Origin of the sequence: Acidithiobacillus marinus (genome assembly GCF_002847505.1) — a bacterium.
Taxonomy (GTDB): Bacteria; Pseudomonadota; Gammaproteobacteria; order Acidithiobacillales; family Acidithiobacillaceae; genus Acidithiobacillus; species Acidithiobacillus marinus.
Genome location: NZ_MXAV01000049.1, coordinates 1 through 26,805 on the forward strand (window position 1 = coordinate 1; position 26,805 = coordinate 26,805).

The 26,805-nt window shown below is 52.8% G+C and carries 29 protein-coding genes; 10 read left to right on the forward strand and 19 right to left on the reverse strand.

Annotated features, from left to right (window positions below; translation table 11 throughout):
- Positions 1–53: 53 nt before the first annotated feature.
- A complete protein-coding gene (locus B1757_RS13000) occupies positions 54–1,268 on the forward strand; it encodes an ISL3 family transposase (RefSeq protein WP_101536405.1) in 1,215 nt (404 codons plus the stop codon).
- Positions 1,269–1,369: 101 nt separating this feature from the next.
- Here the strand turns inward: B1757_RS13000 and B1757_RS13005 are convergent, their stop codons facing one another.
- From B1757_RS13005 to B1757_RS13040, 8 genes are all read right to left on the reverse strand, one after another.
- Positions 1,370–1,864 carry a hypothetical protein gene (locus B1757_RS13005; RefSeq protein WP_101538724.1) on the reverse strand — a complete coding sequence of 165 codons (495 nt, stop codon included), beginning with the start codon at positions 1,862–1,864 and terminating at the stop codon, positions 1,370–1,372.
- Between the two features lie 70 nt (positions 1,865–1,934).
- Entirely contained in the window at positions 1,935–2,201 is a 267-nt protein-coding gene (locus B1757_RS13010; protein WP_101538725.1) for a hypothetical protein, read from the reverse strand.
- A 56-nt stretch (positions 2,202–2,257) separates the two neighbouring features.
- Positions 2,258–2,458, reverse strand: a complete 201-nt coding sequence (locus B1757_RS13015) for a hypothetical protein (RefSeq protein WP_101538726.1) — start codon at positions 2,456–2,458, stop codon at positions 2,258–2,260.
- On the reverse strand, positions 2,455–3,051 hold the full coding sequence (locus tag B1757_RS13020) for a hypothetical protein (protein WP_143484272.1): 597 nt from the start codon (positions 3,049–3,051) through the stop codon (positions 2,455–2,457). The genes B1757_RS13015 and B1757_RS13020 overlap by 4 nt, the downstream gene beginning before the upstream one ends.
- Before the next feature lie 93 nt (positions 3,052–3,144).
- Positions 3,145–3,375 (reverse strand): hypothetical protein, encoded by a 231-nt coding sequence (locus B1757_RS13025; protein WP_101538728.1) that lies wholly within the window; start codon positions 3,373–3,375, stop codon positions 3,145–3,147.
- A gap of 50 nt (positions 3,376–3,425) precedes the next feature.
- Complete coding sequence (locus B1757_RS13030) at positions 3,426–3,731, reverse strand: hypothetical protein (RefSeq protein ID WP_101538729.1); 306 nt, start codon at positions 3,729–3,731, stop codon at positions 3,426–3,428.
- A gap of 32 nt (positions 3,732–3,763) precedes the next feature.
- Entirely contained in the window at positions 3,764–4,315 is a 552-nt protein-coding gene (locus B1757_RS13035; RefSeq protein ID WP_101538730.1) for a hypothetical protein, read from the reverse strand.
- Between the two features lie 4 nt (positions 4,316–4,319).
- Entirely contained in the window at positions 4,320–4,571 is a 252-nt protein-coding gene (locus tag B1757_RS13040; RefSeq protein ID WP_101538731.1) for a hypothetical protein, read from the reverse strand.
- A 143-nt stretch (positions 4,572–4,714) separates the two neighbouring features.
- On the opposite strand from B1757_RS13040, the gene B1757_RS13045 reads away from it, so the two are divergent.
- The 8 genes from B1757_RS13045 to B1757_RS13080 all read left to right on the forward strand — a co-directional run bounded on the left by B1757_RS13045 (position 4,715) and on the right by B1757_RS13080 (position 15,214).
- The gene (locus B1757_RS13045) at positions 4,715–6,733 is read left to right on the forward strand and encodes a type I restriction-modification system subunit M (RefSeq protein WP_101538732.1); all 2,019 of its coding nucleotides are present in this window, start codon (positions 4,715–4,717) and stop codon (positions 6,731–6,733) included.
- A gap of 101 nt (positions 6,734–6,834) precedes the next feature.
- Positions 6,835–7,233, forward strand: coding sequence for a hypothetical protein (locus tag B1757_RS13050; RefSeq protein ID WP_101538733.1), 399 nt, complete (start codon positions 6,835–6,837; stop codon positions 7,231–7,233).
- 67 nt (positions 7,234–7,300) lie between these two features.
- On the forward strand, positions 7,301–7,600 hold the full coding sequence (locus tag B1757_RS13055) for a DUF3846 domain-containing protein (RefSeq protein WP_101538734.1): 300 nt from the start codon (positions 7,301–7,303) through the stop codon (positions 7,598–7,600).
- Complete coding sequence (locus B1757_RS13060; RefSeq protein WP_101538735.1) at positions 7,597–8,691, forward strand: PDDEXK nuclease domain-containing protein; 1,095 nt, start codon at positions 7,597–7,599, stop codon at positions 8,689–8,691. Before B1757_RS13055 ends, B1757_RS13060 begins: the two co-directional genes overlap by 4 nt.
- A complete protein-coding gene (locus B1757_RS13065) occupies positions 8,688–9,944 on the forward strand; it encodes a restriction endonuclease subunit S (protein WP_101538736.1) in 1,257 nt (418 codons plus the stop codon). The genes B1757_RS13060 and B1757_RS13065 overlap by 4 nt, the downstream gene beginning before the upstream one ends.
- Complete coding sequence (locus tag B1757_RS13070) at positions 9,941–10,693, forward strand: hypothetical protein (RefSeq protein WP_101538737.1); 753 nt, start codon at positions 9,941–9,943, stop codon at positions 10,691–10,693. The genes B1757_RS13065 and B1757_RS13070 overlap by 4 nt, the downstream gene beginning before the upstream one ends.
- The gene (locus B1757_RS13075) at positions 10,690–13,923 is read left to right on the forward strand and encodes a type I restriction endonuclease subunit R (protein WP_101538738.1); all 3,234 of its coding nucleotides are present in this window, start codon (positions 10,690–10,692) and stop codon (positions 13,921–13,923) included. Before B1757_RS13070 ends, B1757_RS13075 begins: the two co-directional genes overlap by 4 nt.
- Entirely contained in the window at positions 13,916–15,214 is a 1,299-nt protein-coding gene (locus B1757_RS13080) for an ISL3 family transposase (RefSeq protein WP_101538739.1), read from the forward strand. Before B1757_RS13075 ends, B1757_RS13080 begins: the two co-directional genes overlap by 8 nt.
- A 186-nt stretch (positions 15,215–15,400) precedes the next feature.
- On the opposite strand, the gene B1757_RS13085 is transcribed toward B1757_RS13080, so the two are convergent.
- Positions 15,401–16,486 carry an IS630 family transposase gene (locus B1757_RS13085; RefSeq protein WP_101538740.1) on the reverse strand — a complete coding sequence of 362 codons (1,086 nt, stop codon included), beginning with the start codon at positions 16,484–16,486 and terminating at the stop codon, positions 15,401–15,403.
- A 153-nt stretch (positions 16,487–16,639) separates the two neighbouring features.
- Here B1757_RS13085 and B1757_RS13090 point away from each other — a divergent pair, with 153 nt between their 5' ends.
- Entirely contained in the window at positions 16,640–19,897 is a 3,258-nt protein-coding gene (locus tag B1757_RS13090) for a VPA1262 family protein (protein ID WP_301179168.1), read from the forward strand.
- A 246-nt stretch (positions 19,898–20,143) separates the two neighbouring features.
- On the opposite strand, the gene B1757_RS13095 is transcribed toward B1757_RS13090, so the two are convergent.
- The 10 genes from B1757_RS13095 to B1757_RS15525 form a co-directional block, all read right to left on the reverse strand.
- Positions 20,144–20,458, reverse strand: coding sequence for a hypothetical protein (locus B1757_RS13095; RefSeq protein WP_101538742.1), 315 nt, complete (start codon positions 20,456–20,458; stop codon positions 20,144–20,146).
- A 3-nt stretch (positions 20,459–20,461) separates the two neighbouring features.
- Positions 20,462–20,923, reverse strand: coding sequence for a hypothetical protein (locus tag B1757_RS13100; RefSeq protein WP_101538743.1), 462 nt, complete (start codon positions 20,921–20,923; stop codon positions 20,462–20,464).
- A gap of 14 nt (positions 20,924–20,937) precedes the next feature.
- A complete protein-coding gene (locus B1757_RS13105; RefSeq protein ID WP_101538744.1) occupies positions 20,938–21,930 on the reverse strand; it encodes a 5'-3' exonuclease H3TH domain-containing protein in 993 nt (330 codons plus the stop codon).
- A gap of 222 nt (positions 21,931–22,152) precedes the next feature.
- The gene (locus B1757_RS13110; protein ID WP_101538745.1) at positions 22,153–22,503 is read right to left on the reverse strand and encodes a hypothetical protein; all 351 of its coding nucleotides are present in this window, start codon (positions 22,501–22,503) and stop codon (positions 22,153–22,155) included.
- A 14-nt stretch (positions 22,504–22,517) separates the two neighbouring features.
- Entirely contained in the window at positions 22,518–22,700 is a 183-nt protein-coding gene (locus B1757_RS13115) for a hypothetical protein (RefSeq protein ID WP_101538746.1), read from the reverse strand.
- A gap of 11 nt (positions 22,701–22,711) precedes the next feature.
- Positions 22,712–22,942, reverse strand: a complete 231-nt coding sequence (locus B1757_RS13120; protein ID WP_101538747.1) for a hypothetical protein — start codon at positions 22,940–22,942, stop codon at positions 22,712–22,714.
- A gap of 878 nt (positions 22,943–23,820) precedes the next feature.
- Complete coding sequence (locus B1757_RS13130; protein WP_101538748.1) at positions 23,821–24,045, reverse strand: hypothetical protein; 225 nt, start codon at positions 24,043–24,045, stop codon at positions 23,821–23,823.
- Between the two features lie 391 nt (positions 24,046–24,436).
- A complete protein-coding gene (locus B1757_RS13135) occupies positions 24,437–24,739 on the reverse strand; it encodes a hypothetical protein (protein WP_101538749.1) in 303 nt (100 codons plus the stop codon).
- A gap of 194 nt (positions 24,740–24,933) precedes the next feature.
- Positions 24,934–25,485: a hypothetical protein gene (locus B1757_RS13140; protein ID WP_101538750.1), complete on the reverse strand. Its 552-nt coding sequence runs from the start codon at positions 25,483–25,485 to the stop codon at positions 24,934–24,936.
- 73 nt (positions 25,486–25,558) lie between these two features.
- Positions 25,559–26,805: ATP-binding protein (locus B1757_RS15525; protein ID WP_172437720.1), on the reverse strand; the 1,247-nt coding region annotated here is incomplete at its 5' end.

The following is a 26,805-nucleotide window of genomic DNA, read 5'->3' on the forward strand; positions in this document are numbered from 1 at the left end:
GGGTAGGGGGTAGAATGCTGTGGAGCGGTCGTGCCCTGAATTGGAGTTAGCTGATGGTCCCTGAAGAGCTGTTTTCTCTCGCGTTAGGATTGGTTCCGCCGTGGTTGGTGGATCATGTGACTTTCACGGTGGAGGAGAAACGCCTGGATCTGCACATCAACTTTCCCAAGGGTAGTCGCTTTGCTTGCTCCGTCTGTGGTGAGGAGTGTCCGGTACATGATACCCGTGACCATACTTGGCGGCACATGGATTTCTTCCAGCATGAAGCCTATCTCCATGCCCGCGTACCTCGTGTGAAGTGCCAGGAGCATGGAGTGCATCAGATATCTGTTCCCTGGGCACGGGAAGGCTCGCATTTCACCCTGCTCTTCGAAGCGCTGATCATGACCCTGGTGCGGGAGATGCCGGTATTGACCGTAGCCCGCCTAGTCGGCGAGACCGACACGCTCCTGTGGCGGGTGATTGACCACTATGTGCCAGAAGCCCGTACCAGAGTGGATATGGCCCATGTCCATGCCGTCGGCGTCGATGAAACCAGCAGTCGGCGCGGCCACGACTACATCACGCTCTTCGTGGATCTGGATGCCCGGCGACTCTTGTTCGCTACTCCCGGCAAGGATGCCAAGACCTTTGAGAGATTCTCCGCAGATCTACAGGCCCATGGTGGTAGCGCGGAAGCGATCACCGATGTGAGCATGGACCTCTCGCCGGCCTTCCAGAAAGGGGCTGCCGAGCACCTGCCCAATGCGGAGATCACTTTCGATCGTTTTCACCTCATGAAGCTCGTCAACGAGGCCGTGGACGACGTGCGCAAGGGGGAAGTCCTCACTCAGCCAAATCTCAAAAAGACCCGCTGGCTCTGGCTCAAGAACGATTGCAACCTCAAGGTGAAGCAGAAAGAAAAGCTGCAGGCATTACTCAAAGACCAGAACCTCAAGACGGCGCAGGCCTACCAGTTCCGCCTGACCTTTCAGGACATCTTCACGATCAAGAATCGCCATCAGGGGGCTACCCTCTTGAAAGCCTGGTTGGAAAACGCCAGAACCAGCGATCTGCCGCCTATCGTCAAGGTCGCCTACACCATCATGAATCACTGGGATGGCGTGCTCCGATGGTTCGAGAGCCAGATCACCAATGGAATTCTGGAAGGTTTCAACAGCCTCATTCAATCCGCCAAGGCCAAGGCTCGGGGTTACCGCACGCACAAGAACTTTATCAACATGGCCTACCTGATCCTGGGCAAGCTGGATCTCAGGCTACCCACTTGAAATGACGAGGAACCTGATTGTTTGGCTTATGACAGGCGTACAAAAATAGTCATTGTCGGCCACACGGGAAAACAATGATTCCCTGGCGGCCGAATCCGCCACTAACTTATGTCTTGCTTGATTGGGAACCCTGCAGCGTTGGCGTGTCTGGTCGTTCCTATGCTGTATGTATGGTGTATGTCCAGATTCGCGTTTTCGCCCCGCACTTCACCAACCATAATCTCGTCTGTTGAGCGTCGCATGTATTCCGTTTGGGTTTGGGTGAATTCGTTTAAACTTTGTATTTTCCCTACATCTTCCGGATCAACCCAGTCCAGGTTATTCAGTAGCCGCGACAAGATCAGAAATTCCTCTCTCGTGGCTTCTTGAGCCTTGGTTTCACCTGGCATCCCCACTTGATGTTCATTAAGCCATTGCTGAAAACGGGCTTTGGCTGTTCCTTCCGGTATTGCGTCAGCGATTTTTTCAAGAATCGTCGGATTTTCTGTTCCTGCTGCGGTCACGGCCTCCAAAATGGCAATAGCGTTTCTCCGCGCCTGTGTGTAAGCATAGTATGCGCCCGGATTGTTTTTTGCTGCAGTGATGTTTTCAACCATAATACTCTCCTTTCTGTTGCTGAAGTTCGTGAATAAAGCCGATCGTGTTCGTGTTGAATGATCGTTTAATCTATTTATTGATTTTTGGGCTGTGAAAGCTGGAGGCGTCCAAACGGCAAATCGTATCCTGTGATAGCTCAATGTGAAAACGATAACCAAAATCATCATCGAAACTTTCGGAAACGCTAACGCCCTGCTCCAGTTTGTCCGCAGCCATGCGCAATCCCGCGGCCAAGTCGGCCAAGGTATTGTCCTTGCGCCCCTGCACTGTTACCAGCAATCGCTGCAAGGGATAATTTTTCCACATCCAATTGTTCGGTGTGTTTTCAACTTCCATTACTTTTCTCCTCTGTGTAAGAAACTATGACTAGATGTTGACTGTATAGCCAAAAATCACGCCTTTTCCTTGGCGGGCGCGATGATTGGTGTCCATAAATCAGGCGCTTCTTCCACTTCGTTTTCTGTCTCGTCCGTCCACATTCCATCCGGCCAGTGGATGAGCACGTCATATTCAATGACCCGACCCATCCATGCCACCAGCACGCAATGTGAGCTATGTGGTACGGGTTTATCCTTCACCTGATGCCAGATCATGAGCGACGCTCCGGATGCCGCATCCATATTTCATAATGTCCCGGCCCAAGACGCTCGATCTTCGCAGCGCCCACAATGTTCTTTGTATGCACTAGATTCCCTGTAGTCCCCTCAATGTGTAACAACGCTTGGCTCTGTTGATGGGGCGCAACGATGGCAGACGCAGTTTTTACGACGGGTTCTCCTGTCACTTCGTCATATACAACAAAAGAGCCCATCAGAAGCATAGTTAGCAGCGCCGCTACCATCATGATGGTGTCAGCTTTCTCAGGATAGCGTTCATCAAACCTGTCCATCATCCTGCCGATGGCAGTTAACCCTGTAGCGCTGAGATACACGGCCATCAGTATTAAAAAAATCATCATCCAGACGGCTATACCGTCAGATTGCAAAGCTGTATATCGGACCAAACTGTGCAAGGCAGATGGTTTCACCAGAAACAAGAAAACAAACCACACCGAGGAAAAAATGCTGGCAAAGGTGAAAGCGCGAGCCACAGCCTTGATGATTGCCGTCACCGGACGGATACCTCCCGGTAAACTGGGGCGGCTAAAAAAACCGTTTGGGGACATTGCAGGTGCGTTAAGCATCATTGCTCCTTCTGTATATCACAAGTGTTGCGATGATAGGTGATACAAAAATAATGAACAGCGCGAACACACATAATAAAATTTCAATCATTCCAATCATTCGCTGAACCCTCGGTGAAGTATTGATTCCAGTTCACGATTATCGCAGATGTTATCCATGACGATGAATTTTAATTTCCCACCGCCTTCAGTTAAACATCGCATCATCAATTTTTTCATGTGTATCCGACGATTTTCTTTCCCCGTTCTCCCCAAAGTCAAGTTTGATGAATCGGGAAAGCATGCGGCTGTGCTGTTTTCTTTAGTCGCTGATGTATTTTCAATCATGATGATCTGTTCCTTTATAAATAGGTTGGCCTTGACAATCTATTAAGTGGCTAGATGCTGTTCTCTTTGCCTGCCAACATCTGCGGGCTTCTATCGACGTGTCCAGCAATAGCTGCTCGGAGAAAAGGCAGGAAACCCACGTCTCTTACTGACACCTGACCGGGATCCGATGGGTGCCGACTGGTATAATAGAGATGCGCCTCCGCCGCCAGGTAAGGTTGCCATGTAGCGAGTTCTGGGTATTTAGCCTGCACATCCTCTCCCAGTCTGCGCAGTTTGGCGTCTGGCCAGTAATACCCTAGATCCGGTATGGCTTTCTGTGCGGCGAACTGGTCATTTAGTATATCTTTTTCCATTTTTCGTTCCTCCTTATGCTCATGTTTATTCATCAAAATTCGTTAGCATTGCGGTACGCTTTTGTAGTAGCCTTGATTTCCCTCCGCCATGTCTCGCCGCTTGTGCGCCAATGGACGTATCCTTCAGTTTCTTCCAGGTCTTTTGTGCCCATATAACCTGTGCATTCCCGACACGCGCTCAACCATACATCCGCGCATAGGTCCCAACCATCAGGTCGAACAATAATGTCAAAGGCTTCAAGAAAAACGCCGTGTATCCACTGAGAATCATCGTACTGGGGATATTCCTGGCTGAGCATTCTCCGTGATGCCGTATCAAGCAAATAATCCAATTTCCGCCAAATTCCCATGACAATCAACGGGGCTTGTTGAAGTACACAAAAAAATGCATCACATTCTCTTTCCAGCGGCCATGAAGCAGCCCAATCTGGACAATGCCCATCCATAAACCACCAATAGCAACAACCGGCGTCGCCAACCCTGAATCTTCTGATTCCCTCGTTCAGCATCCATGAGACCAGCTCCGCCAATTCAGTCAGCGCCGCATCGGCCTCTGGATGTGATTTTATCGGTATAGATACCATCTACTCACGCCATGGAATTATCGAAAATGCAATTTTGCATGTAGAACTCCCGCATGTTTTCTGACATCCCCATAAATGTCGCGTCATCCGCAATTATTATTTCAATATTATATTCACGCTGCTGCCCGATCATGTCTCGTAACCAATCTTCGTCAAGAAGATGTGCTGTTTCAGCGCCGAAACAGACGATCATGGGTTGGTCATGACTCTGTGCCCTGTTTTTCTGTAAAATTATTTCCAGTAAGATTTTCTTCATGTTTGTTTGTTTGATTTTTTGGCTTTATGCATTCTGAGGTTGACCGCCTTAAATCAGCATCGCATCCGTACCGTGCACAACTTGGTTGACTACCGCCAAAATTCTGGTAGGCTCTTTTGTGCATACTAGGGTTGGGGGGCGACATGGCGGAGTTGGCAGGTTCGGCGGCATCACTGGCGGAGTTCATCTGGAAAAACGCCGAGGACTTATGGGGCGACTTCAAGCACATTGACTTCGGCAAGGTCATCCTACCCTTCACGTTGCTTCGTCGATTGGAATGTGTGCTGGAACCAACCCGTCAGGAAGTCCGAAATGCTTACGAGACGCACAAGGAATCCGGCATCGACCTTGACCTGATCCTGCGCCAGACCACGCGCTACCCTTTCTACAACACTTCTGAATATGCCCTGAGCACGTTGGGCGGCACCAGGACCAGACAAAACCTTCAGGATTACATCGCTCACTTCTCGGATAACGCTCGCGTCATTTTCGAGCAGTTCGATTTCTCCAATACCGTCATCCGGCTCGACAAGGCTGGTGTACTGTTCAAGATTTGCAAGAATTTTGCCGGTGTCGATCTGCATCCGGACGTGGTGCCGGATCGGATCATGAGCAACCTCTACGAGCACCTGATCCGGCGCTTTGGCGCGGAGGTTAACGAAGGTGCCGAGGATTTCATGACGCCACGCGATGTGGTTCATCTGGCCACCGCACTCCTGCTTGATCCGGACGACGCCCTGTTCGATGCCAATCCCGGCCTGATTCGCACCCTCTACGACCCGACGTGCGGCACAGGCGGGTTTCTTTCAGACGCCATGAATCACGTTGCCGAATACGGCAATCGCTTCAAGGTGCCGCCGGTGCTGATCCCTTACGGGCAGGAACTGGAACCCGAAACCCATGCGGTCTGCCTAACGGGCATGCTGCTGCGCACTTTGGAATCCGATCCGGGCCGCGACCTGTCCAAGAACATCAAGCTGGGCAGCACGCTTTCCAATGACCAATTTGCAGGTGAGCGATTCCATTACGGACTATCCAATCCGCCCTTCGGCAAGAAGTGGGAAAAGGACTCGACGGCCGTCAATGCCGAGCACAAGGACAAGGGCTATAACGGTCGCTTTGGCCCTGGCCTGCCCCGCATCAACGACGGCTCCATGCTGTTCCTGCTGCACTTGGCCAGCAAACTGGAATTGCCAGAACGTGGTGGCGGTCGTGCGGCTATCGTTCTTTCCGGCTCGCCCCTGTTTAATGGTGGGGCCGGTTCCGGTGAGTCCGAAATACGCCGCTGGCTTCTGGAAAACGACCTGGTGGAAGCCATTGTGGCTTTGCCCACAGAAATCTTCTTCCGGACGGGTATCGGCACATACCTTTGGATTCTCTCCAGCAAAAAGCCGGCACATAGGCGTCATCAGGTGCAACTGATCAATGCCACGAGTCTTTGGACCTCGATCAAAAACGAGGGCAACAAGCGCCGGATCATCAACGACGATCAGATGCGGCAGATCATGGACGTGTACGCAACTGCCGAGAACTGCGAAATCTCCCGCATGATCGATTTTCGCATCTTCGGCTATCGCCGCATCAAGGTACTCCGTCCATTGCGGATGGCCTTGCACATCAATGCCGAATCGCTGGCCAAGCTCAAGGATGAAAAAGCATGGGCAAAACTCACGGCAGAACAACAGGCGGCGTGGGAAGGTGCCCTGCAACCCTACCTTGGCGTAATCAAGCCCTTCTCCTGGGCGGGAACCTTTGCCGATGAAGTGGTGCGGTCGTCGCCGTCCGTTGGCAAGGTCGCCAAGCCCTTTATCAAGGCACTGGTCAATGCCTTTGGTGAGTGCGATCCAGAAGGCGAACCGGTGCGGGATGCCGACGGCCAGTGGGTGCCCGATCCCGACCTGACCGATTACGAGAACGTCCCGCTCACCGAGAGCGTCAAGGATTACGTCGCCCGCGAGGTGCTGCCACATTTGGCGGATGCCTACATTGACGAAACATTCCGCGACGATAGGGACAAGGAAATCGGTCGTGTGGGCTACGAGATCAACTTCAACCGTTTCTTCTACCAGTATCTGCCGCCCCGCAAGCTGATAGACATCGATGCTGACCTAAAACAGGTGGAGACCGAGATCGCTGAATTGCTGGGCGAGGTGACGGATTGAGCTTGCTAGCAGTCTGTAGTACTAGAATCGACTGGTCTGCTACTGGAGCGTGGTTTTCTGGGTTCGCCACTTTGGCAGGTGTTATTGTGGCGTGGTACGCCATGAGTACCTGGAGAGAACAAATCCGCTTACAAGATCGTTACCAAAAGGCCGATATACTTCTGCGTTGCTTCATCCTGTGCATTAGAGCGGGCAGTGATTGGCAATGGGACTGTGGCGTTGGAGAAAATCGTGCTACCACGGGTGAAAGCGAAAAGGCGCGCATATGGAGAAATGCTCTGATGGATTATCGCTTGGCCTGGGAGTTGGCCCATTCGCTTTTTGTAGGTGATCAATGCAACAGATTAACGGCTCATCCGGAAAAATTACAGTCAGAAATCATTGATGCCGGACATCACCTCTCCGATCCACCAACCGGAACTTCTTTATTCTTCAAACAACTGGAAAAGTTGATGGCTGTTGGCGTAAGCGAAATTATTGCGCGCAGGGATGCGAAGTGACAATGACGAACGGTGATGAGTATCTCTATTGCCATGCCGACTGGCTTCGTGAACAGGAGAAAAAGGCGTGAGCCTCAATTCGACAGTCTTAGCTACCATCATATCTCCAAATGGTGGAATTGATTCGGCGCCGCTTCCATCGGACGATGAGCCTTGTTTGCGGGAACTACAATCGTTTGTTGGCGGCTGCATAGAAGCCGTTTCCCTGCCAGGTAGCCTCTATATAGTGCTCAACGAAAACGGCAAGGATGGCCCACACATGATCAACCATACGGCAACAGCGATTGCGCATGAGGCCGAGGCGATCATGCCGACCGACTACATCGCCGGGGTCGCGGTCATTCTTCCGCAAGAGGTGTTGCAATGAGCGACCTGATACCTGCCTCGCCGGAGTACAGCGCAGTTCATTCCGAAATCGTTCTGTTGCTGGATACCGCTCGACTCGCCGCTGCTCGCAGCGTCAATGCCGTAATGACTGCGACCTATTGGGAAATTGGGCGGCGCATTGTGGAGATGGATCAAGGCGGGCAAGATCGCGCAGCCTATGGCGATGCGCTGATTGAGCGGCTGGCTGGCGATTTGACGAAGCGGTTTGGGCGAGGCTTCAGTCGGCAAAATCTCCAGCAGATGCGGTCTTTTTACTTGGCATGGCCAATCGAGACAATTCGCCAGACAGTGTCTGGCGAATCTTCAGACCTTTCCAACATTGCTGCCACCTTCCCGCTTCCTTGGTCAGCCTACGTCCGCCTTCTGTCTGTCAAAAACGAAGCCGCACGCCGCTTCTACGAAACGGAGGCGCTACGTTGTGGCTGGTCGGTTCGCCAGTTGGATCGTCAGGTCAACAGCCAGTTCTATGAGCGCATTGCCTTGTCACGCAACAAGGCCGCCATGCTGCAAAAGGCAGAGCAAGCCGAGTCCGGCGATAGCGTGACGCCAGAGCAGGCGCTGAAAGACCCGTTTGTGCTGGAGTTTCTGAACCTCAAGGACGAATACTCGGAATCGGAACTGGAAGAGGCACTTATCCAGCACCTCGCAGACTTTCTAATGGAACTCGGTGACGATTTCGCCTTTGTAGGTCGGCAACGGCGTTTGAGGCTCGACGATAGCTGGTTCCGTGTCGATTTGCTGTTCTTCCATCGCCAACTCAAATGCCTGATCGTCATCGATCTGAAGGTCGGCAAGTTCAGCCATGCCGATGCTGGCCAGATGCACATGTATCTGAATTACGCTAAAGCGCACTGGATGAAGCCTGGCGAAAATCCTCCCATCGGGCTGATTCTCTGTGCCGACAAAGGTTCAGCCGAGGCTCATTACGCCCTGGACGGCTTGCCCAACAAGGTACTGGCTGCTGAATACCAGACCGTGTTGCCAGATGAAAAACTTCTTGCCGATGAAATCGAGAAGACGCAGCAGGCTTTGGGCGCTCGTCGGCGGGAAGATTCCGGAGGTGAAGCATGAGCCATTACAGGCCTTATCCGGCCTATCGGGATTCCGGCGTGGAGTGGATTGGGGATGTGCCATCGCATTGGAAAACTTTGCGGCTTGCTAACGTGGGGTCGTTGATGAAGGCCAACGGGGGCTCAAAACAAGATGATTCTGATTGCGGTGTGCCATGCGTTCGATATGGCGACCTTTACACGACTTATGATTTCTTGATTCGCAATATCCCAAAGTTCATTAAACCAGAGACTGAGATTGGCTACACGCCTATCAAATATGGTGATTTGCTATTGGCCGCATCCGGTGAAACATTTGAAGAAATTGGAAAGTCAGCCGTAAATCTAGTAACAGCCGATGCATGCTGCGGTGGGGACATTGTTATTCTTCGCCCGAATCGAGAAATTGATCCTGTGTTTTTGGCTTATGCAGCAGGATCAATATCGGCTCAAGCCCAAAAATCTCTAATGGGCAAAGGTTTTACCGTAATTCATGTTTACGGTGACCAACTCCGAAACTTGGTAATTGCTGCGCCAGCTGAGCAAGAGCAGGAAATTATTGGTGCCAAGATCGAGCGCGAGACCGCCCGTATCGACGCCCTGATCTCCAAGAAAACCCGTTTCATCGAACTGATCACAGAAAAAATACTTGCGATGGTGGATCACTCGTTTGAGCACCAAGATACACGGTGGATTCGACTCCAGCACGTCTGCGAAATCATTAGTCGCCCGGTTTCTCAGCAAGATGGCGAGGGTTATACACGTTTGGGTCTCTATAACCGAGGTAGAGGTGCCTTCAAAAAAGAAGAGGCAGGCAATGAAGACATGGGCGACTCTGACTTCTTCTGGATTGATGAGGGCGACCTAATACTAAGTGGTCAATTTGCATGGGAGGGAGCAGTCGCATTGGCGACAAAAGAGCATTCCAGCTGTGTAGTTTCGCACCGCTTCCCGGTCATTCAAGGGCGCAATGGGGAGTCTCTGACCGAGTATTTGTTTGCCTTATTTATGACCCACTATGGTGATTTCATTCTGAACGACTGCTCTAGGGGTTCTGCCGGGAGGAATAGACCACTCAACATCAATGCTCTACTCAAGTGGAAGATTCCAATTCCTCCAATTGACTACCAAAAGCAGATTGCATTACTGGTCAGCCTCAGAGAGCAAATTCGAGTAAAAACAGAACGTAGCATTGCCCTTCTCAAGGAGCGTCGGTCTTCTCTAATTACCGCCGCCGTCACAGGACAGATCGACTTGCGGGGAGAGATAGCGTGAATTACTTTGCTGCGTTTTTCGATGCGCTCACCGGAGTTGGAACATTAGCATTGGCATTTTTTACGTATAAAAGTGTTGATCAGTCAAAACATATGGCTGCCGCCGCCAAGGAAAGCATCGATCTGACAAGGAAGATAGAAAAGTCTAAGATAAAACCTTACTGCACTATCTCTCCGCTTTCTGTAAATTCCGAAAAAGTGTTTGTTGGAACTTGTTCAGAGGCATACTTCTCCAACAGCCATGATGGGCCGACCTTATCTTGTGTTGTTAAGAATCATGGCCCAGGAACCGCTCATGCGGTAAGCCTTATGTTGTGCGGGGATGATAAAAAGTTGTGGACCAAAAGAATACGTGTCGCGGACATATTGGCGCCCGGAGAGCAGATCAGTTTTCAAAAACAGTTCATCAAGTCAGATTTGCCTTCATCCGAAGTGCGGGAATACTCGCGTAGTAACGGTTCCAGCAGAGTGGAAGGGCAACCAGAGTACTTATGCACAAACATCAAATACATAGCCGTTGAATATCGGGACTCGGAACAAGACACGTTCCACGCTGTGCGGCTTTTCGTACCGAGAGCGGCCCTGAACCATCCAGTTCCCGTTATTGAACCGACAGATGCAGAAAAATTTGCTACCAAATCGGTAGAAATGCTTTATTTTGATGGTCCGCACGAAAACAAGCCTTATTACAGTGAAACAGAGGACCAAAAGGCCGCTCGGCTGGGCGAATTTGCTGAGGAGAAGGCATGAACGGCAACACCGCACATCAAGAAAAGTATTTCGAAGCCTACGTCGTTTCCAAGCTGGAAGCCCAAGGCTGGCAGATCGGTAGCACGCTCCAGTACGATACCGAGCGCGCCCTGTACCCGGGCGATCTCATCGCCTGGCTGGAAGCCACCCAGCCAGAAAAATGGGCGAAGCTCCAAAAGGACAACGGTGAGCGTGCCAGCGAAGTGCTGATGGATCGCCTGGCCAAGGCCCTGGAACAGCACGGCACCATGCAGGTCATCCGTAACGGCTTCTCCATCGCGGGCTGCGGTCACATCGACCTCACCGAAGCGGCCCCGGAAGACAAGCGCAACGAAACCGTGCAGAAACGCTATGCCGCCAATATCCCGCGCGTGGTGCCGCAACTCGAATACCACCCCTCCCGCAAGCTGGCAATTGACCTGGTGCTGTTCATCAACGGCATTCCGGTCGCCACCGTGGAATTGAAGACGGACTTCACCCAGTCCGCCGAAGCCGCGATGGAGCAGTACAAGAGCGATCGGCTGCCGTATGACCCCAAGACCAAACGCCGAGAACCCCTTCTGACCTTCAAGCGCGGTGCCGTGGTCCATTTCGCCATGTCCGATTCGGACATTCAGATGGCGACCAAGCTCGATGGTGAGAACACGACCTTCCTGCCGTTCAACCAGGGCAATGAAGGCCACGCAGGCAACCCGGCACGCAAGGACAGGGAATACCCGGTCGCCTACTTCTGGGAGTCAGTCTGTCAGCGCGATGCCTGGCTGCGCATCTTTCACAGTTTCGTCTATGTGGAAAAGAAGGATGTTGTCGACCTGAAAGGTAACTGGTCGAAGAAGGAAACCCTGATCTTCCCGCGCTACCACCAGTGGTCAGCGGTCAATGCCATGATTGCCGATGCCCGTGCCAACGGCCCCGGCATGCAATACCTGGCCGACCACAGCGCAGGATCCGGCAAGACCAGCACGATTTCATGGACGGCCCATGATCTAGTCAAACTGCGTCTGGACAACGGCGATGCCATCTTCAACAGCGTGATCATTGTGACCGACCGGAACGTGCTGGATAGCCAGCTTCAGGATGCGGTCAAGCAGATCGACCATCAGTTTGGTGTGATCGCCGCCATTGACCGGCAGAAGTCTTCCAAGTCGAAGAGCAAACAACTGGCGGAAGCCCTGCTGGCTGGTACGCCCATCATTGTGGTGACGATTCAGACCTTTCCCTACGCGATGGAAGCCATCGTTACCGACAAGGCTCTAAATGGTAAGAATTTCGCCGTTATCATCGATGAGGCGCACGCTTCGCAGACCGGGTCGACCGCTGCCAAGCTCCAGACGGCGCTTGCCATGAGCGGTAACGGCAAGATGTCCACACTGACGGTGGAAGAACTGCTGGAGGAGCTTCAGAAATCACGGGTACGCCCGAAGAACATCAGCTACTTTGCTTTCACGGGTACGCCGAAGCACTCCACCCTCATGCTGTTTGGTCGCCCAGCCGATCCGTCGCGTCCGGCATCGAAATCCAACTTGCCGCAGCCATTCCACCGGTACCCCATGCGTCAGGCCATCGAAGAGGGCTTCATCCTTGACGTGTTGCGCGGCTATGTGCCCTACAAAACAGCCTTCAACTTTGCCAGGCAAGTGGAAGATATCAAACGCGTCAGCGGCAAGCAGGCCAAGCGGGCACTGGCCCAGTGGATGTCTCTGCATCCCACTAATGTCACACAGAAAGTGCAGTTCATCATTGAGCACTTTCACAAGAATGTTGAATTCCTGCTCAATGGCAAGGCCAAGGCCATGGTGGTCACCAGCTCGCGGGCGGCGGCCGTGCGTTACAAGAAGGGCTTTGACCGCTACATCGAGAAGCACCCCGAATATGCCGCCATCCGTTCCCTAGTGGCTTTCTCTGGAAAGCTGACCGGCAAGCAGGTGATCCACTCCGACGACGAACGTATCGCTGGAGAAGTCTTCACAGTGGATGAAAACGAGGAATTCACCGAGATCACCATGAACCCGGAAGTGGCCGGGCAGGATTTGCGGCTGGCCTTTGAGCGCCCTGAATACCGAGTCATGCTGGTCGCCGACAAGTTTCAGACAGGGTTCGATCAACCGAAGCTGGTGGCAATGTATATCGACAAGAAAATCGCCAATGACGTGGAGATCGTGCAGACCTTCTCGCGCCTGAACCGCAAGGCGCCTGGCAAGGATGAAATCTTCATCATCGATTTCGTCAACGAACCGGCCAACGTGCGGCGGGCGTTTGCCATGTACGACGATGGTGCTCAGATTGATGACGTGCAGGACCTGAATGTGGTCTACGAGATCAAGGAAACCCTTGATGCTCAGGGGTTGTACGAGGACTCCGATCTTGAAGCCTTCAAGGAAGCCCGTTTCAAGACCATCCGTGACATCACACAGGCGCAGGAACCTCAGCACAAGGCGCTCTATGCCGCCACGGAGCAGCCGACGCGGCTCTTCAACCAGCGGCTGAAGATGTTGCGCGAGGCCGTGAACACCTGGGAAACGGCCTACGAAAAGGCGCACAGCCAGGGCGACGAGGCTGGCATGAAATCGGCGGATCATCATCGGCACGAACACGCTGACCAAATCAAGACCCTCATGACTTTCAAGGCGGGTTTAGGGCGTTTCTGCCGCACCTACGCCTACATTGCCCAATTGATCGACTTTGGGGATCCGGCGTTGGAAAACTATGCGGCGTTTGCCAAGTTGCTTCAAAAGCGGCTCAATGGCGAACCGCCTGAGAAGGTCGATCTGAAAGGTCTGGTGTTGACGGGATTTGACATCAAGAACAAGGACGACGTTGCCGGTGACGAGGATGAGCCTCCGGTACTGAAACCCGTCGGTCCTGGTACGGGCGGCGGAAAAGGCGATGACCCCCGCTACCTGCATGAAATCATCGACCGCCTGAACCGCTTGTTTGGTGATGCCACACCACTGCGTGACCAGGCGACGTTCGTCAATCACATCGTTGCGATTGCACGGGAAAATGACATCGTGATGGCTCAGGTGGAGAACAACAGCCGGGAGCAGGCGCTGAAGGGAAATTTGCCAGGCGCGGTTCAGCAAGGGGTGGTTCGCGCGTTAACCTCACACCAAAAGCTGGCCACCCTGGTGCTCAAGTCCGACCGTCAGGCAATGGCCGCACTAACTGACGTGATTTACGAGTTGATCCGGGAGTGCCGCGACATCGATCTGGATGACCTCGGTGTTTGATCTGTTGAACCTCCCCGGCGTCAAGCCGATGGATTTGCGCATGGGCCATAAAGCCATCGTCGTCATTGCCGAAGTCATTGAAGGCGATCCGCCGCAATGCCCGGACTGCGCCAAACCCATGTATCGACATGGCCGGCGGACAAATACGTTCGCCGACACCCCGATGCAGATGCAACCCGTGCGGCTTGAAATCACCCGGCCACGCTACCGGTGTAGCGCATGCGGCAAAATGGATACTCCGGATCTGCTTTTTCTGGACGAGCGCCGTCGGGCTACGAAACGTTTAGTGGATGCGGTGCGTGAGCGTTGCCTTGGAATGACCTTCCATGCGCTGGCAGATCAAACCGGGCTGGCCGTCAATACCATCAAGAACATCGCGCACGATCTGATCGAGGATTTGGAGCGCACGGTGCATTACGAAACCCCAGTCATCATGGGCATCGACGAGGTGAATCTGGCTGGTGACTATCGTTGTGTGATCACGAATCTGGCCACCAACAACGTCTTCCAGATGCTGGAGTTCCGTACCCAGGAACACCTGAAGCCGTTTTTCAAGAACCTCCACGATAGAGAGAAAGTAGAGTGGGTATGCACCGATATGTGGCGACCGTTCAAGCGATCCTTCCGCCAATATCTTCCAAATGCGCGCCTGGTCATCGACAAGTTCCATGTGGTGAAGATGGCGTCCGAAGCGCTGGAGGAGGAGCGGAAGAAGTACCAGGTAACACTGACCAAGGACGAACGCCTGCATGTCAAGAAATCGATCCGCTGGCTCACCCTGAAGCGGCCGGCAACGCTGACCTCTGCGGAACGCACTGCCCTTGAAGTGGTTCGGCAAACCATTCCTGCGCTGGCGGAGGCCTATGACTTCAAGGAAGCCTTTTACCAAATTTACGACGATCAGGACAAAGCATCGGCCATGCGGGCATTCGAGGCATGGGAGAACTCACTGCCATCAACAGGGCTTGATATGTTTCGCAGCCTGACCAAGACTGTCCACAACCATTATGAGGACATCTTTGCCTACTGGGATGCACCCAGCCGTATTACGAATGCCTACACGGAATGCCTAAACGGTTTGATCAAGGTTTCCAACCGAATGGGGCGGGGATATAGTTACGAGATCATCCGGGCAAAAACGTTGTATGCCAAACATGCGCGCAAGGTTGGAAGCGGTGTTCGGTTGGCGTTTCCGTCTTCTGCAAGCCGCAGGGGGGGGGCTGAAACAGTCGAGTACGGTCCTCATATTCCGACCTTGGTTGAGATCGCAGAAGAGGGCGGTCTTGACTGAAACCGGTAGCGATACAGATTCCATGAATGATAAGCGGTGCTCCAGCGCCCAATGCCATTGGGTTGCTGTTTGCAATAAAACTGAACGTCTCCGTGCGGCCCAAAGCGGAAGTTGGCAATCAGCGCCGCCGGCAAAAGGACAGTGAGAATGCGGAAGGTTGCCAATAAGGAATCTATGGCTCCTGTACTAGTGTAGTGTTGCATTCTGTTTACTGCTTAAGTGGCTGTTGGCGCGAATGACCTTTTGCAGGATGTCGCGGGCGGTTTTGGTCCAGATGAAGGGTTTGGGATGGGTGTTGTGGTGGTCGATGTACCCCTCAATGGCCTGGATGAGTTCAGGCACACTGGTGAACACCCCACGACGTAACCGCTGGGTCGTGATATCCCGAAAGAAACGCTCGACCATATTGAGCCAGGATGCCGAAGTGGGCGTGAAGTGCATGTGAATACGCGGGTGCTTGTCGAGCCACGCCTGTACTACTGGGTGTTTATGAGTCGCATAGTTGTCGGCAATCAGATGCAGAGCCTTGTCCTTGGGCGTCTGCCGATCAATTTTCTTCAGGAACTTCAGCCATTCCACATGGGTATGGCGCTGTTGACACTGTCCGATGACCTGACCATCCAGCACGTTGAGTGCGGCAAACAAGGTCGTAGTGCCATTACGTTTGTAGTCGTGGGTCATCGTTTCTGCGCGGCCCTTTTTGAGGGGGAGTCCCGGTTGGGTCCGGTCCAGGGCCTGTACCTGACTTTTTTCATCCACGCAGAGCACCAAGGCATGTTCCGGGGGAGACATATACAACCCCACAATATCTTCCAGCTTTTCCACAAAATGCGGGTCTCGTGACACCTTAAAACCACGCAGCAGATGAGGCTTGAGGCCATGCTTGCGCCAATGCCGCGACACACTGGCGGCACTGACACCCAGTTCTGCCGCCATCCTGCGCGTACTCCAATGCGTCATCGCTTCCGGCTTACTCTGCGTGGTCAATTCTACCAGACGGGCTACATCCACTTTCACCGGAGGGGCGCCGCGCGGTAAATCGCGTTCAATGCCCGACAAGCGGTGTTCCAGATAACGCTTGCGCCAACGTGCGACTTGCAGGCGATCCACCCCCAGGCGCTCCGCAATTTCTTTGTTCTGCAAGCCCTCTGCCGCCAGCAATATCATCCGTGCCCGTAATGACAAGCGGACACTGCTTAATCGGGAGGCGACTATACGGGACAACTCGGACAGCTCTTCGCTGGTTAAAATGACTGTGGGCGCAACTCGCAAGGCTCGACTCCATTCATACCCTCAACATGGAGCTATTTTATCATCATTAACCTTAAGGTTCACCAAGAATGCAACACTACACTAGATGACCTGCTCAACGACGGCCGACTGGCGCGGCTGTTCTCGAAGGACGCCCGCCACTGCGCGCTACAGCTGTGGATTTTGCAGGTCAAGTCCGGGCAATCGATTGAAAATCGCGTAGTTTATGCCCGCCTGCTCCCCTACAGCCATTCCAGCGATCGCTGGTCCTCCACCGAAGACGATAACTTCGATACCTTCGGGCAATTCAAGGCACAGGTTATCCGGCTCAACTTGTACCTCAAAAGCGACTACTGCGTGGACCTCCTACGGCAATTGAGCGTCGGACGAACCATCTCGGAAATCAGCGAAGAACTGAAGTTCTTGCTCTCGGACCAGTTGAAGGCACGGTTCGGAGCGATCGCGCTCGCCGCCGATGACTTGGTCTACCGCCCCGTCGCCTACTTGCTCAACCGCGACGCGCATGACAGGCATTCGCTCTCCAGCCCGCATGGCGGAGCTGGGGCCTTCAGCGCTTCGATCACCCAGACCGACAAAGGGGCGCTGTTCCGCCTGAATCAGGACTACGACGTTGCCATGACCGTATCGGTGGTCAAGCACCTCAACGCGGATACAGGACTGGATTTCGGTGGTGGCGACGCCGCCCGGTTCGGCGACCTCGAGCTGCTCGTCTTTCCTGCGCTGGATGACCAGGAGCGGCGCTTGTTGAGCGTGATCTGGACCGATGCCCGGCGCGCCCTAGTCGCCCGATTCAATCCGATGCAGGTACCGCACTTCAGCGGCTTCCAGTTCCGCCTGAGCATCGCGAACGACAGCCAAATCGTCTACTCAAGCATCGCCACAGCAGAACGCAATGCGGAAGACGTGTTCGAGTGCAGGTTCGATCTGGGCACCGAACTACGCGCCAGGACCGACAGTACCGAACTGGAGATCTTCGGCTTCCAAGACGAACATTCCCGCGAGGGTACGCTGTGTTGCCGGTGGCGGATCGGATACATTCGAGAGGCCAATCTTCAGTTTAATGTGGTGGTGGGCCACGGCTCCAGTCCGGTCAAGTTCGACTGGCTGGAAAAAGCTACTCGGCCGTCCGAGTCGGATCGGGTGAAGGCCGCCCTAACGATCAATCGAGGCAATCCGGGATTTACCAACCGCATCGGCAGACGTGAGGCGGACCCTTGGGTCCCGGCTAATCGCGATCTCGTGGCTCTTTTTGCGCGGCTCCATCCGCAGAAGTCGGAGGGGCGATTCTTCCTGCGCTGGAGCCAGGGCGACGGGGAGGGGCGACTGCAATTCGTGGAGTGGTTCAAGGAACTGCTGGCCAAATACCAGCAGCACCAGATGGTCGTCTTCGATCCCTATTTCGAGGACGCAGGCTTGGGGCTTTTGTTGCTCTGTGCAGCACCCGAGGCCGACTACATCCTCTTCACATCCCTACCCAAGCCGGCCACTGAAGGCAGACCCATGCGCCGCAAATCCGGCAGATCCGGCCAGAAACGGATTAACAACCTGCTGGCGAACTGCGGGCAGAACCGTCACCTACTGAACAGCATCAAGCTACGCATCTGCGGCCTGAAGGAAGGTCGGCTGCACGATCGCTACATCCTGATCATGGGGCCGGACGGGTTACCGGTCGCAGGCTTCAACTTGTCCAACTCCTTTCAGAAGGCCGCCGAAAACTACCCCTTGCTGGTCACCCCGATCCCTGCGGATACCCTGCTAAAAGTTGAGCAATACAAGTCCGAGCTGTTGCAGGAGGCAGCGACAATGCCGCCTGAAGGCGAGAGCGGGAATCCCTCCATGCGGCTTCTCTTCGACTCTACGGCATCGCCTACAGCGCCGCGACGCTACGAACCACTACGCTTCCTCGAGAAGGCCCAAGCAGGCGATGTGCTGAGCGTATGGATCGGCGAGCCGTCGCTGCAAGGCTTGAGCGGCGATCCGTTGAAGGATCGGATGGCGGTGCTGGAATTGCTCAAGGATGGCTCGCTGGCGCTGCCAGAAACGGCAGGTCTGCGCAATTGCCTGAACCAGCAGGCTGGAGACTTCTCGGACTTCAGGGCGACTTGGGAGGTGCTCGGCGAGGTGCTCGCACATTCACGCTTCGGGGACTACCGCTTTCACGAGCTCGAATCCGAGCGTGACTTTCTGGAATTCTTGGCACGGTTCCTCGATGCATCGTTCAACCGCGTTCATGACGAGGTGGACAAGGAATTGGCCGTGACGGATGCCCGGCTCTTTCGGGAACCGGTCGAGACCCTGCTATACAGCTCCTACCACCCGCATCACTTGTTCCATCCGACAAAATACGCAGCCCTGACTTGGTCGGAGTACTTCACCATCAAGTTTTTGTGGTGGTATGCCCCAGACGCTCTGCTGGCGATCGCCGAAGCCCAGATGCCCCGTGTGCCAATGGAGCCGCAAGGCTCGGACGCGGTGCGGCTGTCCCTATTGAGTCAGATCGTCAGCGACATTTCGCTGTCGGTGCAGTTCGACATCAACGAGGAGCAGCGGGACCGGCTCGTTCGCAGCGGCAATGGCCTGTTGCAATGGATGGGACTGAATGCAATTGAGATGCTACTGGAAAAACCGGGAGGGCTCGCCAGAGTGCTGCAGTTGGCGGCGGGCTTTACCTACCCGGAGCGGGTGCGTGCCCTGGGATGGCTGGTTCATCACGCGGCAGGGAATGCGAAGAAGACCGAGATCTACAACGGCCTGGTGGCAGCGCTGCATGAGGCGCTGCCGGCGACGATCCCCGCCGACGAGCTGAGGCGCCTAGTCGACTCGATGCGCGGGCATATGCGGCAACTGGCCTGGACCGAGCCGTGGCTGTTCCTGGATGTGGTCCTTCCCTTGTTGCAAAACGACCGGGCCAAGTTCGATGATGCCTGCGAGATCTGGGTGCAGGAGCTGGCCGGCATGCTGGAACCGCAGTTGAAGGATCGGGCGCATCTGTTCGACCAGACACGCGAGGGCCAGACGACCAACATTACTGCATTCCTCTTCGCCAATAGCAGCCCCGAGCGACAGCAGGCCAGCCTGAAGTCGCTGCAGGAGATCCTGAAGCGGCAGAGGCGGATCGTGCAACAGCCGCTCGCCAGTACCTCGAACTGGACCCGGTGGGACAGTGCCCTCAAGGTCTCTCTGTGGATACTGGCCTTCAGCAAATGGGGCGAATATTACCTGCCCCAGCGCAACATGACGGACTGCGAGTTGGAGCGGCTGTCGCGGGATGCCCGAGAGTTGGCCACGGTCAGGCCGATGGTCGAATGGCGCTCGGAGGTCGCCGGCAAGCCGGGCCAGCTCGCCGCGTTCCTCGACCAGGTGGAGGATCTGCTGGCCTCAAGCGACGAGTCGAAAAGCAAACTTCAATAGTTGGGTCAGCGTTGGCCTCAGACCAATCGGGTATTGTTGCTGTAGCGACGCCATGCTGAACTGATTCCTGCCGCGCTTCGCTTGTCTCCTGGCTCGTTCGGCTTCGCCGAGCCGAGCCGAGCCCAGGCGGCGTTTCATTTGGAAAACCGGTCCATATGGACATGAATTCCAACCAACAGCACCGCTCACTTGAACAGGCTGAATTGCCAATTTCCAACCAAGAGGCCAGGAAAGGGTTAGGCCGTTTCACCTGCAAAATTGCTCGATTCCAACCCTAGATTGCAAATAGCCGATTTTTTTTACGTCGTGCGGCCCTTCTGGCAGCCATAAACAGCAAAACTTCCTGTCATCTTCGGGAAAGTAGCAGAGATTACCCTGATCACCGCTATGGATTACTCCCAGAGACTTTAGTTTCTCAGAAAACGTATCATTGCCGCCAAAAAATAGCAGCTGTGAACCGGCTTCTATGCGCGATTGTATTTTGTTCGCAATATCGTATTCTCTTTCTTGATCTGTGCCGATCTTTGAAAATGAGTGCTGAGTGTTTATGTCGTGTTCCATTTTTTAATCCTTGATCTTTTTTCCGCAATATGGGCAAAATTGAAATTCATTTTCCTGTAGATCCCCCTCATTCAAGGTGAATCCGCGCCCGCATCCGGTCGCGTAGAAGCCATCCTCATCGTACTGCCAGCTGCAGTATTCTTCTGCGTTATCCTTTTGTGTTTCCGCAATATCCTGCAAGCTATATTTCAGCCTTATTTTTCTTTTCGCTTCCTCAATATTTCTGACTTGAATCGGTGCAAAATCCCAGAAACGCCCATTCTTCACGAGTAACTCATCCCAGATGCCATCGGAATCACGGTAAATGATTGGCATCCCATCTGGTAAACCCGGCTCTTTCCGGATTTGGTCGATGACCCGATCCGCCATATTCGTGACGGTTGGGCCGCCGAGCGTGTTGCTGCAGTCCTCTATGCAGCAAATATGATCCTCTATCCGGCACGAGTAATGTATTTCAAATCCCATATATCCTCTTTTGATTATCTCCACAGTGCCTGCTCAACATGGTCCAATCCCGCGCTCAGTGGCCATTGCAGGACGCGTCTGGACCAGTCGCCACTTTCGCTCAGCCGCTTGGCCAGATTTTCCAGCCCTAAATGTTTGCAAAGATCATTGCAGTCGGTTGCATAGAATGACTCACAAATCAGCCCGACCTCCTGCGGTGCCGGCGCCCGCCGCCAGTCCATCAAGTGGCGATTCCGCTCGATGAGCGCCATATTTTTTGCGATTTCCCGGCTTTTGGTATCCTTGGCGGCGCCACTGATTACCGCCGCTTCCAGTCGTTCCAGGTCACCGTGCCTGGCCAGTAGCTTTGCAGCCGTTTTGCTGCCCACCCCGGGGACGCCATCGATGTTGTCTGATTTGTCGCCGGCGATGGCTTTGGCCAGAATAAAATCGTCGGTGTCTCTGAACGGTCCATCATCCACCGTGGCGCTCTCGCCGCTGGACAGGTCCGCCAGCGACGCCCGCTTGTTGGTGATGGGCGAGAGCCAATCGGTCGTTTCTGATAGCGCCTGCAGCCAGTCCTTGTCATTGCTGACCAGTGTGATTCGTTGTGGAGCGTCGTCGGTGAATGCCTCTGCTCCGGGTCCCAGACATATCCGGTACGCCAAGTCATCAGCCTCCGCATCGGCTGCCCGCACCTGTGGTACGCCCATTTGCAGAAGCAGGGTTTGTGCATGTGGCGCCTGTATCCGCCACTTCTCCGCAATTTCTATTTTTTCCGGAGTGTCCTTGCGATTAGCTTTGTATTCAGGAAACAAGTCTTTTCGCCATTGTGCATGGCCGTCCCAGAGAACGATGGGTACAGCCTTGGGAAAGAGAGCGGAAATCCGCATGACAGACTGTGACAGGCCCAGTATTCCACCTGTAGCCATCCCCTTATAAGCCAGACGGGATAAGGCTGGCTGGTACATCGCGGCATAGCCTATGTTGTTACCGTCGATCAGCAGTAGATGTGAGGTATCCTGCATCTTGGGTCCTTTCTTGCTGTCTCGCTCAAAAAAGCCCGCTTTTTCAGGCGGGCAATATCCGCAAACAACCGCTTACAAAACCTGAAAATGCTCGTTTCCCATGTTTTGTATTGGCATTATAGCTTATTTTGAGATGCTTTTTAATGGGTTTTTTGTATTTCATCGACTGGATGGATCTGGTGCCGTTCCAGCTTGGGCTGCTACACTTGGTGCTCGCCGGTATCACCCATGATGTGTGGCCAACGACGCCAGGAAGTCCCGCATGCTGGCCTGGGGTTTCCACTGCTTTTGCACGATTGCTGACTGCTGCCGGCGTTTGCGTTCTTCCGGTGTGGCCACGGCGTATCGATAGGGGATAATGACACGACCGTTGACCGTTTTGGCTTGCCCCATTTTCAGGAGTGTGTCTTGCTTTTCCAGCAGGTACAGGGCGCCTTGGGCCTGTTTTTTCGTTACTCCTATCGCCGCTGCGATCACTTCTGCGGGCAGGCCTTCCGGATGTTGCTCCGCCTGGGCCTCCAGGTATTCCAGGACCATGGTGCTGATATTTTTCTTTGCTGATTTTGACGCCATTTTCGCGTGTCCTGCTATTCCACGGCGGATTCTTTGGCATGGTTGGGTTGCCGCGATGCCTGGGTATCTGAATTATCCTCGGATGCGTGATTCTGGCTGCTTTTACTCACGGATACTTCTTCCGTTACCTGCCCTGAAATTTGGGCATACAGCCGGTCAAACAAATCCTCTTGTTTGGTTTTTCGGATGGATGTCATTGGTTACTCCTTTATGGGCCTCTGTTCAGCCACAATAATGCCATTACCACGGCGAAAACAATCGCAGGCACACCAAGAAATACATACTCCAATGGTTTTGAAAGATTTGTAGCTATCGGCCCCAAAATTAACATGATGATGAGGAATGCCGCATACACGCCAACCGGCTTCAACCAGTCATCGCCGGATTGTTGCGTTTCTTCACTTTTACAAATCTTTATTTCTTTTTCATAATCGTACATAGCTTATCCTTTTTAGTCAATATTGCATAGTTTTACAGAAGATTGATCTCCCTCAGCTTGGCAATTATTATCCAGTATCCGAGATACCTAAAATGACAAGCGGAACCAAACATGAAAAAAATATGATTCCGGCCAAACACATCATTTCCAGATTTCCGTGCCCTCTTGGGGAAAACGCTGGAGAGGTAACAGCCATCACCAAGAAAGAAAAAACAACGGCCATCCTCAAAGCGGCTAACAGCCATTCATCTGATTTTGTTTTCATCCGGTTGCGCGGGAACCCTCGGCGTTCAGGCCGGGGATGGATAGCGCGGCGGTCTGTGATCGCCCCATACCCGCATCTCCTTGTGTCAGTGCTATCTTGTGGAAGAATCAAAACTTAATGCTCATCAGAATTTCCTTGCAGCCTTATTATTCCGTTTGTGCTGCTGGATTATCTTGAATGATTCATAGAAAAATACAGCCACGGATATTAAAAAAGGACGGTCAACATAAGGCTCATCCCATAGTTGCATAACTGATATTGTATTAAGGACAACATCGCGCCCATAACTGCGGTTGCTATCCATAGTCCGATTTTCAGGAAAGCTACGTTATTCCCCATGTTGAGTTTCTCCAATGCCCTTACGGGCGACAAGTCCTTACGGACGCTTGTGACTCTGGCCTTTCGGCCAATATCCCCTCGGGGTTGTGTGATACTTGCTCCGTGCTGTTACACACGAGGCAGGCACCTTCGGTGTTTTCCCTTTCATCAGCATGGTGCCTGCCCTCCAGTGTCATGGACTGAGGAAGCATCCCTGAGTGGGTCTGAACGACCTGTATCCTACGTCTGCACATTACCGCTTGTGCCTGGTCAATCCAGCCTGCTTACTGCCTTGCTAGCTCAGGCCTTTAGGCCGGGGTAGTTGACTATTTTCGGCCAACCTCTCGCGCTCATCCTGACGAATGGCTTTCGCCACATCGTTGAAACCGGCAGATATGTATGCCACAGAAAACCATCCCCAGATCAAGCGGCGTAGAGGCCCGTAATGCTCCGCCTTCAGCCTCCACCGGAATGGTCCTGCAATCTCTAATATCACCACCATATCTTTACCTCTTGTCATTGTTTTCGTCCTTAAAACTTGCTGTTGATTAACATCGTTGATGAAGTGAAGGATGATCTAAGTACCATCCTTCACCGGTATTGTGTGACTTTCTCGATGTCATTCGGCTTTGCCCAGAGCCTGTCCAGTGTGGAGGTGAAAGCTGCCACCTATCTTGCAAGTCTGGCACTCACTGCGCTGCTCTGTCTCCGCTGCCCTGATTTTCTCCCCATCAATGGCTCGGGACCTTGTTTCGTGTTCGGTGATGCGCTGTGTAGCGCTCTTGTGGTCATTATACCGTAATTTCGTGTCGTAAATATCCAGAATACGGTTTTTTTATGATCGATATAACCTGTTTTTCTTTTTATTCTGGGTGCCGTTCAGGGCATCGGCAACCACCTCTTTTCCCGCTCTACCAGTACCGCCGCCAAAACATATCGTGGTGCTTGTAATAGAAGCGCCTGACGAGCACCATGAACCAGATGAACAGCATGAAAACAAAGGCATCGAGGATGGCCTTCGCCACAAAGATGACCACCACGGTCAACAAGCCGGTGAACAGTATGGCTAACAGGATAACCAATAGCGCCAAAGCGGTTTTGCTGGCCGTGGGATAACGCGTCTGCCCGGCCTTTGCCCAGGCTTTCCTGCCATACGCTATAATCTGGCGCAGGGCTTGGTCGATCTTTTTTCTGGCTTTACTGAAAATCTGCATCCCGGGTTACCTCCCCTGTAAGCGCATCATTTTAGCCCAAGATGATACGGTAAAAACTCAGGTCCGTCAGTTTGGCGACATGCACCATAAGGAGGGCATGCAGTACACCCACTCGCAGTGCGTCAATTTTCGCTGCTTACCCTTGGCTTTTTGCGTTAGGCCCTGGTAACTGCAGTGGAAACTGACTGCCCATACTAGCAGCCGGTAAACCATTCCGGATGATTTTTCCGGTCCCCAGCCTCAACCTGGCGCACGAGCTCCATGGCTTTTTCTGCAGCCAGTGGGCAATTCACGTCACCACCTAATGGAACCGCGAATGGCCGTAAGCTCGTGCCCTCCTGCTTGCCTGCGGAGTAACTCAGGATGAATCGGTGGCGCACCTCTTTCGGGGTGAGTAGCCGCGTGTTGGTGCCTTGCCAATATAGGAGGGTCATCGTGGCCAGGTCATTCATCGTTTTGCTTTTTTGTTCTTTAGGTTTTGATTGTTGCGATTTCATATCGCGCATCAAATGGGCGAGGGCTGATCGTATTTCGTCCGGAGAAAAAGGTTGAGGCGTGGCTATCATCAACTCCGACTCACTTCTGGATGTCTGAATCAACTGCAGGTGATCCGTTGCGTTGTCGTACAGATACCAAAAATAGGCGTCTTTCGCGGAGATTTCCGGGTTTTCCATCGAGGGATCCCAGTTGGATGCCGATAGGAGTAATTCCAGTGTTTTGGATTTGGCGATTTGTTCCTGGTTCATTTTTATTCCTATTAACTATTTATCTTTACCTTTATTTTGTTATTGCAAATCTATTGCAACACCATTATGCCTACTATCCGTTTTTATTGAGTAACTTCTCATAGGCCGATCCGATGGCATCTGTTAATGAATTCTCGAAATCTCTGGTTACGTCTGATTGGCCCGTCACCGCATGTATCAGTTCATGTACGAGAGTTCCTGCATACATTGAAACTGACGATAATGCACTTCGCGCTATCACGACATATCTGGTTTCTGCATCCCAACAACCCATCGTATCTGAGTCTGTAAAAAAATCTTCGCGCATGGTTTTTGATATGCGAATTTCTTTCACTTTTCCCGGCTTTCCACCAAATAGTTTTAATATATTTGGTGTTAGCGCATAAATATAACTCTCTTTTTTTGTCAACTCTTTGGCATCAACATAATCAAAGCAGAAACTTTGATTATACTCCTCTATAAATGCATGCAAGTCTCGAATGCGTGTGCCGCTGTCATCCTGTAATTTGTCCAACGATTTGGCAAGATTCCCTGGCACCGTAATGAGCTGCAGTCCATTCCTTTTGGCCTGATCCATTATGTCTGGGTTTTCCATCGCCTGCTCTGCAGAGATGAATAAGTATTTCCCCATTTTGTTTAACACTTTGACCGCATGGCGTTGCACCTCGATCCAGCCGATTTCATCCCTATTATTACCGAATCCGAGATTTCTGAAATCCTTAGCAATAGCTTCTGATACCTCTGGAGATTTTGAAGAAAGTAGAATTTTTTTAATGATATCAGTATAGGCACTGCGCCCTACGTTGGTGCGCTCACGATTCATGGCTTTGCGTAAATTCGCCGTTAATGTGGTGATGTTATAGCTAAACAGAAAATTTGGTTCATTTGCTACATGGGTGCCATTCACATAAATTGATCCGCTTTCTCCCTGGCGGTGAACTACTTGGCCATTTGCTGTGGTGTCCATAATTACTGGATCAGAAAATTGCAAAAAAAGGGATTTCGCCAGTGTTATATCCGCATCCGAAATCCCTCTCAAGTAAAATTTTGTCCCATTCATTTCTTGATCATCTGGCGCGTACACCTGGGCGTGCAGCGTAAGTATGTCTGGGAAACCTTCTTTGGCACCCCAGTCGGTGGTAATCCCAGCGAATTTTGATTCTATGTGAACGTCAATGCCTCGGCGTTTGAATGTCGCCAAAGCATCCTTGAGTCCAATTCCGAACATGCCAATAACGTGTTGACTTCTGTGTTTTTCATCACTTTCATTTTGGGTTAAATGTGTGTATCTCAGCCCGCGCCCATAGTCTCTTACTATGG